At 66.1% G+C, this 12,640-nt stretch carries 15 protein-coding genes and 1 pseudogene; 3 read left to right on the top strand and 13 right to left on the bottom strand.

What is annotated here, in order from left to right:
- Window positions 1-50 precede the first annotated feature (50 nt).
- The 10 genes from J6U32_RS14445 to J6U32_RS14490 all read right to left on the bottom strand — a co-directional run bounded on the left by J6U32_RS14445 (window position 51) and on the right by J6U32_RS14490 (window position 4,939).
- Complete coding sequence (locus tag J6U32_RS14445; protein WP_208790957.1) at window positions 51-833, bottom strand: hypothetical protein; 783 nt, start codon at window positions 831-833, stop codon at window positions 51-53.
- Complete coding sequence (locus J6U32_RS14450) at window positions 830-1,510, bottom strand: hypothetical protein (RefSeq protein WP_208790958.1); 681 nt, start codon at window positions 1,508-1,510, stop codon at window positions 830-832. The genes J6U32_RS14445 and J6U32_RS14450 overlap by 4 nt, the downstream gene beginning before the upstream one ends.
- Before the next feature lie 2 nt (window positions 1,511-1,512).
- Window positions 1,513-1,689, bottom strand: coding sequence for a hypothetical protein (locus J6U32_RS14455; protein ID WP_208790959.1), 177 nt, complete (start codon window positions 1,687-1,689; stop codon window positions 1,513-1,515).
- Window positions 1,689-1,970 (bottom strand): hypothetical protein, encoded by a 282-nt coding sequence (locus J6U32_RS14460; RefSeq protein WP_208790960.1) that lies wholly within the window; start codon window positions 1,968-1,970, stop codon window positions 1,689-1,691. Before J6U32_RS14460 ends, J6U32_RS14455 begins: the two co-directional genes overlap by 1 nt.
- An 80-nt stretch (window positions 1,971-2,050) precedes the next feature.
- Window positions 2,051-2,284 (bottom strand): hypothetical protein, encoded by a 234-nt coding sequence (locus J6U32_RS14465; protein ID WP_208790961.1) that lies wholly within the window; start codon window positions 2,282-2,284, stop codon window positions 2,051-2,053.
- Window positions 2,285-2,565: 281 nt separating this feature from the next.
- On the bottom strand, window positions 2,566-3,057 hold the full coding sequence (locus J6U32_RS14470) for a hypothetical protein (RefSeq protein ID WP_208790962.1): 492 nt from the start codon (window positions 3,055-3,057) through the stop codon (window positions 2,566-2,568).
- Window positions 3,054-3,635: a recombinase family protein gene (locus J6U32_RS14475; RefSeq protein WP_208790963.1), complete on the bottom strand. Its 582-nt coding sequence runs from the start codon at window positions 3,633-3,635 to the stop codon at window positions 3,054-3,056. Before J6U32_RS14475 ends, J6U32_RS14470 begins: the two co-directional genes overlap by 4 nt.
- 136 nt (window positions 3,636-3,771) lie before the next feature.
- On the bottom strand, window positions 3,772-3,951 hold the full coding sequence (locus tag J6U32_RS14480; RefSeq protein ID WP_208790964.1) for a hypothetical protein: 180 nt from the start codon (window positions 3,949-3,951) through the stop codon (window positions 3,772-3,774).
- The gene (locus J6U32_RS14485; RefSeq protein WP_208790965.1) at window positions 3,948-4,478 is read right to left on the bottom strand and encodes a hypothetical protein; all 531 of its coding nucleotides are present in this window, start codon (window positions 4,476-4,478) and stop codon (window positions 3,948-3,950) included. The genes J6U32_RS14480 and J6U32_RS14485 overlap by 4 nt, the downstream gene beginning before the upstream one ends.
- Window positions 4,475-4,939: a hypothetical protein gene (locus tag J6U32_RS14490; RefSeq protein WP_208790966.1), complete on the bottom strand. Its 465-nt coding sequence runs from the start codon at window positions 4,937-4,939 to the stop codon at window positions 4,475-4,477. The genes J6U32_RS14485 and J6U32_RS14490 overlap by 4 nt, the downstream gene beginning before the upstream one ends.
- Before the next feature lie 987 nt (window positions 4,940-5,926).
- Here J6U32_RS14490 and J6U32_RS14495 point away from each other — a divergent pair.
- Both J6U32_RS14495 and J6U32_RS14500 read left to right on the top strand, forming a co-directional pair.
- A complete protein-coding gene (locus J6U32_RS14495) occupies window positions 5,927-6,250 on the top strand; it encodes a helix-turn-helix transcriptional regulator (RefSeq protein WP_208790967.1) in 324 nt (107 codons plus the stop codon).
- Window positions 6,247-8,181, top strand: coding sequence for a YfjI family protein (locus J6U32_RS14500; protein WP_208790968.1), 1,935 nt, complete (start codon window positions 6,247-6,249; stop codon window positions 8,179-8,181). Before J6U32_RS14495 ends, J6U32_RS14500 begins: the two co-directional genes overlap by 4 nt.
- On the opposite strand, the gene J6U32_RS14505 is transcribed toward J6U32_RS14500, so the two are convergent.
- Window positions 8,178-9,116: a DUF2971 domain-containing protein gene (locus tag J6U32_RS14505; RefSeq protein ID WP_208790969.1), complete on the bottom strand. Its 939-nt coding sequence runs from the start codon at window positions 9,114-9,116 to the stop codon at window positions 8,178-8,180. The two genes, J6U32_RS14500 and J6U32_RS14505, sit on opposite strands and share 4 nt — an antisense overlap.
- Window positions 9,117-9,151: 35 nt before the next feature.
- Window positions 9,152-10,555: a recombinase family protein gene (locus tag J6U32_RS14510; protein ID WP_244331970.1), complete on the bottom strand. Its 1,404-nt coding sequence runs from the start codon at window positions 10,553-10,555 to the stop codon at window positions 9,152-9,154.
- Window positions 10,556-10,634: 79 nt separating this feature from the next.
- Here J6U32_RS14510 and J6U32_RS14515 point away from each other — a divergent pair.
- Window positions 10,635-10,874 (top strand): annotated as a pseudogene (locus tag J6U32_RS14515) (flavodoxin family protein); the annotation flags it as partial.
- Window positions 10,875-11,030: 156 nt separating this feature from the next.
- On the opposite strand, the gene J6U32_RS14520 reads toward J6U32_RS14515, so the two are convergent.
- Window positions 11,031-12,281, bottom strand: a complete 1,251-nt coding sequence (locus J6U32_RS14520; RefSeq protein WP_208790970.1) for an acyl-CoA dehydrogenase family protein — start codon at window positions 12,279-12,281, stop codon at window positions 11,031-11,033.
- Between the last annotated feature and the right edge of the window lie 359 nt (window positions 12,282-12,640).

A 12,640-nucleotide genomic window follows, 5' to 3' on the forward strand; every position in this document is an offset into this window, starting at 1 on the left:
CGTCGGTGTGGTGGCGAGGAGCCGACCTCATCGCCACGCGGGATAGTTGGTCAGGGGGTGAGGGTGGCCGCTGCCACCGCCTTCTCGTAGCCGACGACCACCGAGCGCTCGGCGACGACCACGAACTGGTTGTAGCGCTCCTCGATCGTCTCGCGGACCTCGACTGTGTTGCGCCACCCGAACGTCGGCGAGGTGCCGACGATGGTGTGGCCCAGACCCTCGACGTAGCCGCCGCCGAAGACCCACGTGTGGCCCATCGGCGACTTGAGCGTGCCGCCGTTGCGGATGATGAGCCCGTATCGGTCTGCGTGGGCGGCGAGCCCGGCGGAAGCGTGGATCACGCCAACCGTGTTGGTCTTGGCGAACTCGGCCTCGATGTGACCCACCGCCTCCACGATGTCGGTGGCGGCCTCAGCGGTTCCGGCGTCGACCAGCAGGCGGGCGGCGAACTCGCGCTCGACGGCGACGGGCTCGATGAGACGAAGGTTCTGCGCTGCGCGCTCGCGGACCTCGGCCTGGGAGGGCACGGTGAGATCGCACATGTCGAACGCCCACACCGTGTACGGGTCGAACGGGTCTGGCAGGCCGGGTCGCTCGCCGTCCTTGATCGAGTCGCCGGGGTCTCCGCACCATGGCGCGTCCCAGACACCGAACGCCTCCTCGCCGCCGTAGTTGTGCGGCCGAACGCGGACGCCCGAGGCGAGCCACCTGGGCACGTCAGTTGCGCCCTGCGCCAAGAAGCTGGTCGCCGCGTACAAGCCATCCGGTGCCGGGTTGATCAGCGGTGCGTCGAACTCAACGGGGTTGAGCGTCTGCGGGGTTGGGGTGGTCACTGGTTGGCCTCCATGTCGATGCCGAGGTCGGCGAGGGTGCGGCGGGCGGCTTCGGGGTCGTCTGCCGTCGTGGTGGTCGCGGTCGGGTTCTGGGATCGGTAGAACGCGGCCTTGTCGATTCGGTGATCGAGGTCGGCGGCGGCCCGGTCCAGGGCGCGCAGGGACTCGACGAGGGTGTCGGACGCCGAGGGCGTCGCCCGGCTCAAGAGATCCGCGAGCGGGCCGGACAGGGGTGCGGCCATGTCGACGACGCCGGTCTGCCAGGAGCCGTCGATGAGGGCGGCGCGGGTGATCTCGGGAGGTGCGACGGCGTGCAGGGTGCGCAGCGCACGACGTGCCCGGTCGCGGTCGGTGTAGCCGACGCGGGCGACCTTCCTGTCGTTCACCATCTCGATGGTGGTGTCACACAGCTGCGCAACGGCTTCCACGACCGCCTGGGCGGCGCCGACGTATCCCGCCGACGCTGGGCATGGCTCGCCGGTCAGCTTGTCGGCGACGGGGCCGACGACAGCGTGGACTTCGGCGGCGAGGTCGAAGTCGGCACCGTAACGCAGCGGGCGATACACGAACTTGCGGCGCTGCGCTCGAAGTTCGTCCTGCGTGTGGGACTTGGCGGGCGGGTCCTCGAAGGTGCGGGGGCGGACACCGTAGCCGGTAGCGCCGGTCGAGATGGTCATGGTCAACTCCTCACGAGCTGTTCAGTAGGGCAGGGCAATTCGATGGGGGCGGCGGTCTTGGTCAGCGATCGGCGGGCGGTGATGATCAGGGCCGTGATGGTGGCGGCGGTGATGTCGCAGACGTCGCGGGCCACCCAGGCGACCGCCCAGGTGGCGACGGCTCCAAGCAGCGGAGCCATCACAGCACCACCGGAACGCGGCGTTCGCCACGACGGGCAGCGGCGGCTTGGGCGTCTCGGCAGAACCCATCGCACAGCCCGATGTAGGGCACGCCGTTGATCTTCACGACGGCGATTTCGGATCGGTCGAACAACGCGGTCACGGCCTCCTGCTTGGCCCAGAACGTGCCGTCGACACGGCGCAGGATGGTCGAGAGTCGGATCAGGTCGTCGGCGTCGGGGTCGACGCGGTGAAGGTGGTCGAGGATCTGGCCCTCGATAGTCGTCTCAGTGGTAGTCATGGTCGTCTCCTCGGTCGTGCTTGTCTGTTCTCGGGCGAAGGTGCAGCAGTGCGCCGAGGCTCGCACTGCTGCGAGGGGGATCAGGTCATCGCTCCCACCGCCCCCTCCAGCAGATCGTCGGCGCGGTTGGGGTCGAGGTACCCGGCGCGGACCTCGCGGTCGAGGGCGGCACGCAGCCGGTACCACGACAGCGCCGCCCTGCACTCGTCGACGCGAGGGCCGCTGGTCTCACCTCGCGACGCGAGGACACCGAGCCGAGATCGCCACGCGGCCATAGTCCGGTCGCGGGGGTGTGAGATCGCCGTGGTGCTCATGCTTGCCAGTCAAGCAAGCAGGGGTGCAAAGCCACTCGGGGCGAAAGTGCCGGCAAGCGTCGCAGGCGCGGAAAACTGTATTGCCGGTGTTGCCGCGCGGGCGCGGAAAACTCTATTGCCGCTGTTGCCGGGCACGCCCGAGGGGCGGTGTCGAGGGGGCAGATATGACTCGACCGCCCTGCGGGACGGTCGGAGCGGCTACGGGACTTCAAGCTCCGACCGACCCGCGAGGCGGTCGATGTAGTGATCATGCACCCGCCGGGTGCAGGGGACGGGCCGAGTCAGATGGGCGTCTCGTTGAGACGGGCCCATGCGGCTTGCATCTCGGCGGTCACCTCGGTGCCGACTGAGCGGACCCAGCGCAGGGTCGGCTGTCGTCCGTTGATGTGGGCGACGAGGCGCGTCTGCTCGATCTCGGCGGCGTCGACCTCGCGCGCCTCGATCAGGTTGAAGTCGAGATCGAATACGAGGAACACGGCGGTGGTGAAGTCGGTCGAGCGGAACGCGCTGAACTTCGCTGCGGTCCCGGCGGATCGCAGGCCCATCGCCTTGACCTGGATGCGCTGACCGCCCGGCGCGGTGATGTCGTGGGACTTGGTGCTGTTGGCCTCCAGCACACCGCCGCGTGCCGCGTGGACCACCGCCTCGGCGACGTCGCCCAACGGCTTGTTGCTGGTGCGCACGAGGTCGCGTCGGCGTAGCTCGGCGATGATCGCGGCGTCGAGCTGGAGCAGATCTTGCACTCCCAGGGCTGTGAGGTCGACGGCGGTCACTGCGGTGCGCCGCTCACGAGACGTTGGCGCGCGTTGTAGATCGTCGCGCGGCTCACGCCGTACTCGGTGGCCAGCGCTGTGGCCGACTCGCCCTCGGCCAGCCGGTCGGCGACCTGGCGCGCCTGGGCGTCAGACAGGGCTGCCTTGCGGCCCTTGTACTTGCCCGCTGCCTTGGCCACGGCGATGCCCTCGCGCTGGCGTTCCAGGATCAGCGACCGCTCGAACTCGGCGACCGCGCCCATCACAGAGAGCATGAGCACCGAGCACGGGTCGGACTCGTCGCGGGTGAAGGTCATGGACTCCTTGACGAACCGGACGCTCACGCCCCGGTCGGTGAGGTCATCGACGATCCGGCGCAGGTCGACCAGTGAACGGGCCAGCCGGTCCATCGAGTGGACCACCAGCTCATCACCCTCACGCAGGTACTCCAGGCACGCGGTGAGCTGGGGTCGGTTGGTGTCTTTGCCTGAGGCGTGGTCGGTGAACAACTTGTCGAGGTGAACCCCGTCCAGCTGTCGGGCTGTGTTCTGTTCGGGGGTCGATACCCGCTGATAGCCGATGGTCTGGCCCTTGCTCATCCTGCGCTCCTGAGTGTCTGTCTAGATTCTTAGACAAGAATAGGCGACCGTCAAAGAACTGGCAGGCGACTCTAGGTAGACGCGCGACGTGGGTGCCGTCGCCGTCTCGATTGGCTACGCCCTAGACAGACAACAGCTATCGCTGATCGTCGAGGCCCGGCACATCGGTGCGGATCACGGTGACGGGTCGGTGGCCACCGCCGATCGGACGTGCCAACGGGTTCGCACCTGGCGCGTAGACCTGGCCGGGCGGGAGCTTGTACCGGCGCTGCGCCGTGGTGGTCTGCTCCACCTCGACGACCTCAGCGTCGATCACGTCCTCGTCGCCCTCGGTGGCCTCCTGCCGTGCCGGGGGTACGTCGGCCTGGGCGCAGCCTCGTGGCCCGTCTGCGGCTCGCTGAGCGCCGGGGCGGGGTCGTCCCACGGCTCTGGCTCACCGAGGGCGTCCGGTCCGGCGATGGGCGGCAACGTCCGTGGCAGCGTTGGGGTGTCGTCGTCCTCGACCCACTGCCCGCGCATCGTTCGCAGCGCGTCCTCCAGCTCGTGGGCGGGCAGCAGGCCCAGCCGGACGGCCCTGCGCGTCACCGTCACCCAAAGATCGTGGAACGGGTGAGCGGGGTCGGCCACCACGTCGCCGAAGAACTCGACCGCCTCGGCGGCGAACTCGACGCCGATGTCGTCGGCGGACGTCTCGCCGGTCGCGATGGAGCGCGACGAGTCCAGGGACGTCTGGATGAGGGCGAGGTCGTCGGCGTCGATAGGGCGCTCGGCGACGTCGGTGGCGACGTCGTAGGCCGAGTTGATCGCGGCTGCTCGGGCTGCCTCGGTGGACTTGGTGCTCATGGTTCGACGACCTCCGCGTCAATGGTGTTGGTGTTCAGGGCTTCGAGGGTCCGCCGCCTTGCCTCCTCGATGGCGTCACGGGGTGACGGGGTGACCGTGACGGCGACGGCGTGCTCGGTCTGGGCAGGCGCGTAGAGCCCGTTGAGGCGGCTCGACTCGGCGGTGAGCGATCGCAGCTCCTTCGAGAGTTTCAGCATCGTGTCGGTGTCGCCGTTCGCGTTGGCATCGACGAGTCGGGAGAACAACGTCGACTGGAGGATGCGCAACGTCTCCGAGGTCACCCCGCGTTCGGACGCGGGGTCTGGCTGGTGCTGGGCGAGGTAGGTCTTCACCGACATATGCGCGGCCTGCCGGGACCGGTATCCGAGATCGTCGGCGATCCGTTGCCAGGTGGCACCCATCGCGCGAAGTTGCAGCGCTCGCCGTGCGCGCTCGCGTTGAGCGATCCGTGTCGTAGCCACGTCAAAAGTCTGTCAAGCGGGGGTGCAGTGACAATACTGGTCAATGTCGGCGTTGTGCGTTGCGGGCGTGGACGATTCGATCGACACAGCTCCCCACAGCCCCAGTGCCAGGCGCTCACCCGTCCGCGTCGCGCGTGAATGTCGGCCACGGTCACACAGCCACCAGCACCGCCGAACGACCCTTAGCCCAACTCTAGCCCCGGTCTAGCCCCTTTTCGCTCAGGTCTAGCCCCTGGTCTAGCCCCCAAGCGTTTTCGCCATCACCGCAGGTAGGCGAGGAATCATCTCGAAATCGCCTGGTAGGTCTAGCCCCTCTAGCCCCCTCCCGCCCGTATGCAGACGAAAGCCCTTGTCACTAGCCACATTTCCCCAGGTAGATAGATAGATAATTGAAATAAGTTCCTGTTGTCTTTCGGCTGGACGGGCTACGGTTCCGGCGTCCTCGCGGAGGAGGGGGCTAGAGGGGCTAGACCTGAGCTGCCGAAAGTGTGCGAAAGTGGCCGTACGCTGGTGGTTTGAGAGTGGCACCCAGGGGGCTAGGCCTGGGGCTAGACCCACCGAAAAAGGGGCTAGACCGGGGGCTAGAGTGCTAGACCTCAGCACCCGCGAAATCGAGGTCGACCGCGCCGTGCTGGGTGAGCTGTGGGTCATCTGGCGGTGAGATCGACTGTCCCACAATACCTATCGTTGTTGGCGTTGTCGACTCGCCAGGCGCAACAAGGCTGCCAGGGACCCGCCCGAGCGGATATAGTCTGGTTCCAGTCGCACTAGCTTCAATCTGTCCAGCAGTAGCCGGTGCGCACGCTCTGCCCGGTGCGCACGCTCTGCCCGGTGCGGTCGCTGACCGAGATGCGCCCGCCGGAACTGAGCGTCACGCTAGCCGCCACGCGGGGCTTCGGCCCACCGCGCAGCGCTGACCTGAGGGTGAAGCTGGATCACCCGGCTCGGGGACCGCTGCGAATTCCACGACGCACCATGGAGTTCGCAGTGTCCCAGACACCCAGCCCTCTCATTTCCGCGCCTCAGCTCGCCGAACACCTCGGCGTGGCTCCCGTGACCGTCCTTCGCCTCGTTCAGCGTGAGGGCCTGCCCGCACATCGTGTCGGCACCGGAACTGCCCGGCGCACTTATCGCTTCGACATCACCGAGGTGGACACGTGGCTGCGTGCCCGCGACAGCGACGCACAGTCCATGGGAGAAGCGGTGGCTCCCAGCCAAGACGAGTTCGTTGCCGCGACGTTGGCCAAGTTCACTCCGGATGATCTTCGGCGCGCCGGCGAGGTCCTCCGCGCGCTCGCCGATGCGCGATGAGTGCGCCGTCGATCGCCCGTGCACAGTCCGGAAATGAGAGTGCCCGCCCCCAGGCCGAGACCCCAGGGGCGGGCAGCGACGAGGCCGACGCTATGACCTACAGCACCGATGATACCAAGAACCCCAACAACATCGGGGACGACAGCCCCGCTCAGTGGTGGAGCGCACGACAACTCGCCGACGAGTTCGAGAGCCCATACGGGGGCTGTGTCCGCGACAACCTCGGCCTCCATGCATGGAACGGGGTGAAGGAGGCGTTTCTGGCACTGACTGGCGACGCCCCGAGCAACCTAGCGACCTACGACGAGCTGATGATCATGCCCGCAAGTGTCGCGGAAGCGGAAGCGGGTGGATCGCTCACTCGCGCCGAGGTCGCAGCCTACGCCGACGCTCACGGCCTGGACGACCCGCATGTGATCGCCGACCGGCTGGCAGAAGAAGGTTCGCTGCACGCCGAAGCACACCGCCGCGAGGTTCGCGAGCTGTTCCAGGCCGGGCCGTTGCCGTTGAGCGTCAACAAGGTTCCGTCCTTCCCGGTCCACGCGCTGCCCCCGGTGCTCGGCGACATGGCGCAGGCCGTCGCCGACAACCTCGACGTCGATGTGTCGTTGTGCGCCCCGATGGCTCTGGGTGCGATCTCGGGTGCGCTGTGTGGCCGTGTCGATGTTCGTGTGGACGACGACCGGTGGATCGAGAACGGCGTCAGCTACACCGTGATCGTCGGCGAGTCCGGCGACTACAAGAGCCCCGCGATGGCGCAGATGCTCACCGGACCACTGCACGACGCGGAGCGCGAGCTGATCGACCGGTGGCTCGCTGAGTCGATCGAGGACGCCCCCGCGCCCGCAGATGACAACAGCGATGGGGACACCGCCGGTTCGGATCTCGCGGTGGTCGGCGATTCGAAGCCGATCGGGGCGTACCCGTGCCTCATCGCCTCTGACATCACCTCCGAAGCGCTCGCGATCAAGCTGGCAGCCCAGGGCGAGCGGATCATGGTCGCCGACGCTGAGGGCGACATCTTCGACACGTTGGCGGGACGCTACAGCGCCTCGCCGGGGATCACGATTCTCCTGCACGCGTACACCGGTGAGACCCACTACGAGGATCGTGTGGGGCGGGCGTCGATCCGCCTGGATCGTCCCGCCGTCACCATGTGCGTCGCCACCCAGCCCCACGTCGCGCAGGAGGCCCTGTCCAACCCGCGATTCGTCGGTAAGGGACTCATCGCCCGTGTCGAGTTCGCTCACCCTGAGTCGGTGAAGGAGCGCTACCGGCGCGGTGCCTCCAGTGGGCAGCCGCCGGTGCCGCCATCGGTGCGTTCGGACTACACCAAACGAATCGCGGACCTTGTATTGTCACTGCACGGCGAAGCGCGACGCACTGCTCAGCTCGACAACGCCGCGCAGCTACGCATGAAACAGGTTGTCGCGCTGTACAAGGCGCGCCGATACGGCGATGACGGCGACCTGGCCGGTTCGCCAGAGCTGGAGACCTGGGTCGCGAAGTCCGCCGGGCGGGTCGCACGGCGCGCCCTGCACCTGCACATGGCCGAGCACGGCCCGAAGGGGGCCGACCTCCTCATCAGTGCGGAAACGGTGAGGCGAGCCGCCGAGATCGAGGAGTGGTACATCGTCAACGCTAAGCAGGCGTTCGGTGTCGCGTTCATCGAGAACGCCGACCGGCGCAAGCCTGAGGTGAAGATCGAGGACGCGAAGGCCATGAGCGCGTGGCTGATCCGCGCGCACAGCGCGGACCCGTTCAAGCCGATCCGGATCTCCAAACTCACCGCTACAGGGCCGAAGCGGTTGCGCCAGAAGACCAAGCGCGATGCGGTGCTCGACCTCCTCGTCGACCTCAACCACATCGTGCGCACCAAGGACGGCGGCGCGGACGCGGTGTACCTGAATCCGGACCTTGCGGAGGTTTAGCGGTAGCTACTTGATGTCGTAAACACGTCGGCATTACCCGGCCCAACGAGGCGTTCAAAGAGGGAACGCATCGCAAACTTGGCGCTCTCGGGGTGAGCGTTAGGGCCAATTCGGACGGACGGACGCGGCTCGTCTGGAAAGTGCTTGGCGTGGCCGTTCATAAAGTCGAATGGGAGGAATACGCGCACGCCATCCGTACCCGACGTGTAACGAAGATCGTCCGCTTCGTGGTAATGATCAAAAGCCAGCAGACGCCACTCGTGTTCGGCCTCGAACGTGGGGTTCTTGATGAAGTGGCCGATGAGGCGAGCCTCTTCAATCATCGTTGCAACCGTTTCGATAACGCCGTCGGTGAAAGTGTCATTGTCTGGGTCAAATGGGGCACCGGAGTCAATTGTCGAGAACCACTTCGTCAAGTGGTGATCGAATAGCTCGCGCATTATGGCTTCGACGTCAGATTCGTCGTAGATACAGGGAGCTAGTAGCCACCCCGAGGATGATGCTGCGTCCCGGATTAACTGACCGGGCAAACCTATGCAGTAGCCGCCGCTGCGGGGACAGTACGCCCGCCACTGGGAGAGGGAGTCGCCTACGCGAGACAGCGATACCAAGTAGGTCTTCGGCGAGTCTCGGATCAAGTAGCCGAAATCCTCGGTCGAAGTCCTACGTTCGGCCCAGCTCGCGAAGCGCATACGTTCATCGCGGTCGTCGGACTCTCTCATATCGAGGTTAAATTGACCCGCGATTACATTGAGCCAACGAAACGCTCGGGCGACCTCCTCAGCGTCGTTCATCTGTTCCGGTAGCCCACCCCACAGCTCACCCCCGGTGGTGATCTGGATCAGAGATCCCGAATTTGTGTAGTGGTAGAGCATCTCGGGAACCGTGATTCCCAGTAGAGATTTGGCAGTCGGCAGGTGGTCGAGGTTCAGCACGCAAAGAGCTTATGCCGCTTGACCTCGTGGGTGGGCTACCTCGCGTCGCCGGGTTGGCGCGGGGTGATGGTGATGGCATCCGAGGGCTTGTGCCAGCGGCCCCGGCCCACGCGGTCGATGGTGATGGTCATGGTCGATCGGATGAACTCGCGGCGAGCGATCAGGGGCAACTCGCCCCACAGTGCCATCGGGTCGGGAGCCGTGGCGAGATCTCGCACCACGGGGTCGGTGAACACCGGGGCCGAGGCGGCCTCCAGGTCGGCGATCTGAGCCTCCAGGCGGGTCGCCACTCGCGCCCCGGTGCTCGGCGGCATACGGCCCTCGGCGATCTCGTTCTCCACGTCCTCAAGTCGCTGGCGCAGCTCGGCCAGCCGTGCCGGTGCGGTGGGGTCAGACGCCGGGACCTCGGCGAGGGCGGCCAGCGACTCGGGCGTGGTGAGGATGCCCTTGACGACACCCAAGATCACGCCGTCCGTCGCCTGCATGTTCCGACCGACACAGTGCGACTTGCACTGGTAGACCTCGTAGTTGCCGCCGTCCTTGCGGCGTCCGCCGCGCGCCTTCCAGACGTACTCGCCGCACACCGCGCACCGCGCGATGCCGGTCAGGAGATGCTTCACCGGCACACCGCGCGGGCCGGTCTTGCGCCCGGCGAACAGCGCCACCAGATCGTGGTGCTGTTCGTCGGTGAGAATCGGCTCCCAGGTGCCCTTGCTGTGGATCTCCTGCGGTCCTCGCTTGCCGTCGACCTTCGCGCTGACGGTCCGGTACCCGGCGTAGGTCGGGTTCACCATGATCCGGCGCAGCTTCGCCGAGTCCCAGCCGAGCGGGTCCTGAGTCTCGATCCACCGCACCACCGACCCGAAGCTGTGCCCATCGAGCACACGCCGCGCAGCCTCGGCGACCAGGGGAGCGCGCGACGGGTCGGGGACGCGGCCCGTCGACTTGCCGGTGTCGGGGTCGCGAACGATCTTGTAGCCGTATGGGACTCGCCCGTGGGGCTTGCCCTGGGCCAGGTTCTCGCGGTGGGCGCGCTTGATCCGCTTCCGAATGTCCTCGGCCTCGCGCTCGGCCAGCAGTGCGTCGAGCCCGGTGGTGAATCTGTCGTCGCCGTCTTCGAGGTCGAACAGCCGCCCGCTGTAGGAGAGCATCACCTGACGGTCGGTGCAGAGGCGGCGCAGATCGACGTAGTGGTCCATGGACCGGCCAGCGCGTGAGGGCTCCCAGACCACCAGCACGTCGCCGGGGCGCAGCACCTCACTGAGCCGGGCGTACTGCGGGCGGTCCTTGGTGGCGAAGCGGGTAGCCGACCGATCGTTGTCGGTCAGCACCTCGGCGACCGGCCACCCATTGCGCTCGCACACCGCCCTGCACTCCGCCTCCTGCTCGGCGACCGAGCGGCCACCGGCAAGGTCGCGCGAGACGCGCGTGTAGATCACTGCGCGGGTCGGCGCACGTCGGGAGTCGGAGTAGGTGCTGGTCAGCGCGGCGCTCGTAGTAAGAGAGTTTACGACAAATAAACACGCCTTCGACGGTTCGTACTACCAGATCCTCGATTCGACGCGAGGCCGACCATTCGGGCTGTACCTGCACGGCAACGAGGGCACCGAGGGAGCGCAAGCCGCCGTCGACCGGATCACTGCCGGACTGGGCTGGACCAAGGCCGCCGAGTACGTCATCGCGTCGAACAATCCGGACAAGGCGGTGATCGAGGCGTGCTGGGAACTCGGGGCGGGGGTTGCCGCGCAGCTGATGTGATCACCGGGCCGAATACGTCGGTGGTGCTGGGCCGCCACCTGCGACGAACCCTCACCCCGCTGCCGCCGGAATGACGTGCGATATGGCCGCATCTGTTACGAACAGATGCGACCACATCGTGGCGACCACCGACCTGCGGTGCGGCGACGTCGGTGATCAGGCAGTGACGCCCGAGGCCGAGAACATCGGGTCGTAGTCGTCGCGCTTCATCAGGCTGTGGAGCTGGCGGCGGCGTACGCCCATGTTCCCGCCGTCGTAGACCGGGAAGCACAACACGTCCTCCATGATCCCGGCGATCGGCGTCTTGTCGGTGTAGGCGTCTACGCCGACCAGGCGCATGGCGTCGTAGACGACCTGTACCGAGGTCTCCGAAGCATATATCTTGACCATGTGGCCGATCTCTTCGTCGGCGCCGTTGGTGTCGTCGAACAGTTGACAGCCCTTCCACGTCAGGTACCGGGATGCCTCGATACGCATTTTGATATCGACCAGCATGTAGCCGACGTTCTGATATTCGATGACCGGAACCGGGCCGGATCGCTTGTCGGTCAGCGCGAACTCGTAGGCGTAGTCGAACGCCGCACGCATGCGGCCCACGCATGCCGCACCGATCGCCGATGCGGTCCAATTGAATGCTCTCGCCACGATCGTCATTCCGTCACCAGGGGCGCCGATGATGTTTCGAACTGGGATACGCACGTTGTCGAAGTGGATTCGCGGGGAGATGGTCGCGCGGTGACCGGCGGTGTCGATGTAGGAGTCGACAGTGATACCGGGTGTGTTGCCTGGGACGATGAACACCGCCAACGATTCCTGGGGCGGAGCACTCGGGTCAGTTCGCGCCACCACAGTGATCAGCTCGGAAATGTCTCCATGCCAACCACTTCCGTTGGTGGTGTAGTGCTTCTTGCCGTTGATGACCCATTCGTCGCCGTCGAGCGTGGCAAAGGTCTGCACGCCTGCTTTGACGTCGGTGGTGTCGAAGTTCGCACCGCCGGCCACCTCGGTGAAGGCAAAGGCCGCCAGGAGCGGTGCGTCACCGCAGAAGCGTGGCAGGAACTCCTGCTTTTGCTCCTCGCTGCCGAACCTGATGATCGGTTGGAGGCCGAGACCGGTACCCAGCAGTGTGGTCGGAGTGTTGATGTCGACGCGACTGAGCTCTTCGGCGGCCACTGCGAAGTTGACGGAAGTGAATTCTGTACCGCCGTATGCGGCAGGGATGAGCGCCTTGAGGAAGCCCGCGTTGACCATTTCCTGATAGAACGGTTTGATCTGTTCGAATCGTTCCTCTGGCTTGTGGAACGGCGCAATCGTGTCGGCGACCTTGGACAGCACGGTGTCGGCGAAGCCGCGGGCCGCCTGCTGCAGTGCAAGCTGGTCCGGACTGAGGGTCAGGTCGATTGTCATGGTGTACCTCTCGTGGGCGTGACAAGTGTTGTCGGACAGATTCTGTGGGTGTTCCCGGACGGCCGGGGGTGCACCGATCGTCGCAGTGGGTGGCAGCGGGAGGATTGGACAACTGAGACCAACGACTTGGATCGACGTGCCACGTTGGATTACCTCGGCGACGCTGTTTCGTGGGTATGTCGGAGGTGATTCGCCGTGATTTCGACGTGCGCACATTTGCCGCGTCGGCAGGATGGATGAAAGCCAACGTCTGCGTCATGAATCGGCAATATTTGTGCGACAGTGGCGCATCATCATTGTCGGGGCAGCGCGACGAGGCGGGATATAGGTACGGGTCCGGCCAACGGGCAAGCCCAGGG

The sequence above is a fragment of the Gordonia polyisoprenivorans genome, from assembly GCF_017654315.1.
Taxonomy (GTDB): Bacteria; Actinomycetota; Actinomycetes; order Mycobacteriales; family Mycobacteriaceae; genus Gordonia; species Gordonia polyisoprenivorans_A.

Coding starts and splice junctions, on each gene's coding strand:
- J6U32_RS14450 (WP_208790958.1), bottom strand. CDS start 1,510: ATGACCATCTCGACCGGCGCTACCGGCTACGGTGTCCGCCCCCGCACC.
- J6U32_RS14455 (WP_208790959.1), bottom strand. CDS start 1,689: ATGGCTCCGCTGCTTGGAGCCGTCGCCACCTGGGCGGTCGCCTGGGTG.
- J6U32_RS14460 (WP_208790960.1), bottom strand. CDS start 1,970: ATGACTACCACTGAGACGACTATCGAGGGCCAGATCCTCGACCACCTT.
- J6U32_RS14465 (WP_208790961.1), bottom strand. CDS start 2,284: ATGAGCACCACGGCGATCTCACACCCCCGCGACCGGACTATGGCCGCG.
- J6U32_RS14475 (WP_208790963.1), bottom strand. CDS start 3,635: ATGAGCAAGGGCCAGACCATCGGCTATCAGCGGGTATCGACCCCCGAA.
- J6U32_RS14485 (WP_208790965.1), bottom strand. CDS start 4,478: ATGAGCACCAAGTCCACCGAGGCAGCCCGAGCAGCCGCGATCAACTCG.
- J6U32_RS14500 (WP_208790968.1), top strand. CDS start 6,247: ATGAGTGCGCCGTCGATCGCCCGTGCACAGTCCGGAAATGAGAGTGCC.
- J6U32_RS14520 (WP_208790970.1), bottom strand. CDS start 12,281: ATGACAATCGACCTGACCCTCAGTCCGGACCAGCTTGCACTGCAGCAG.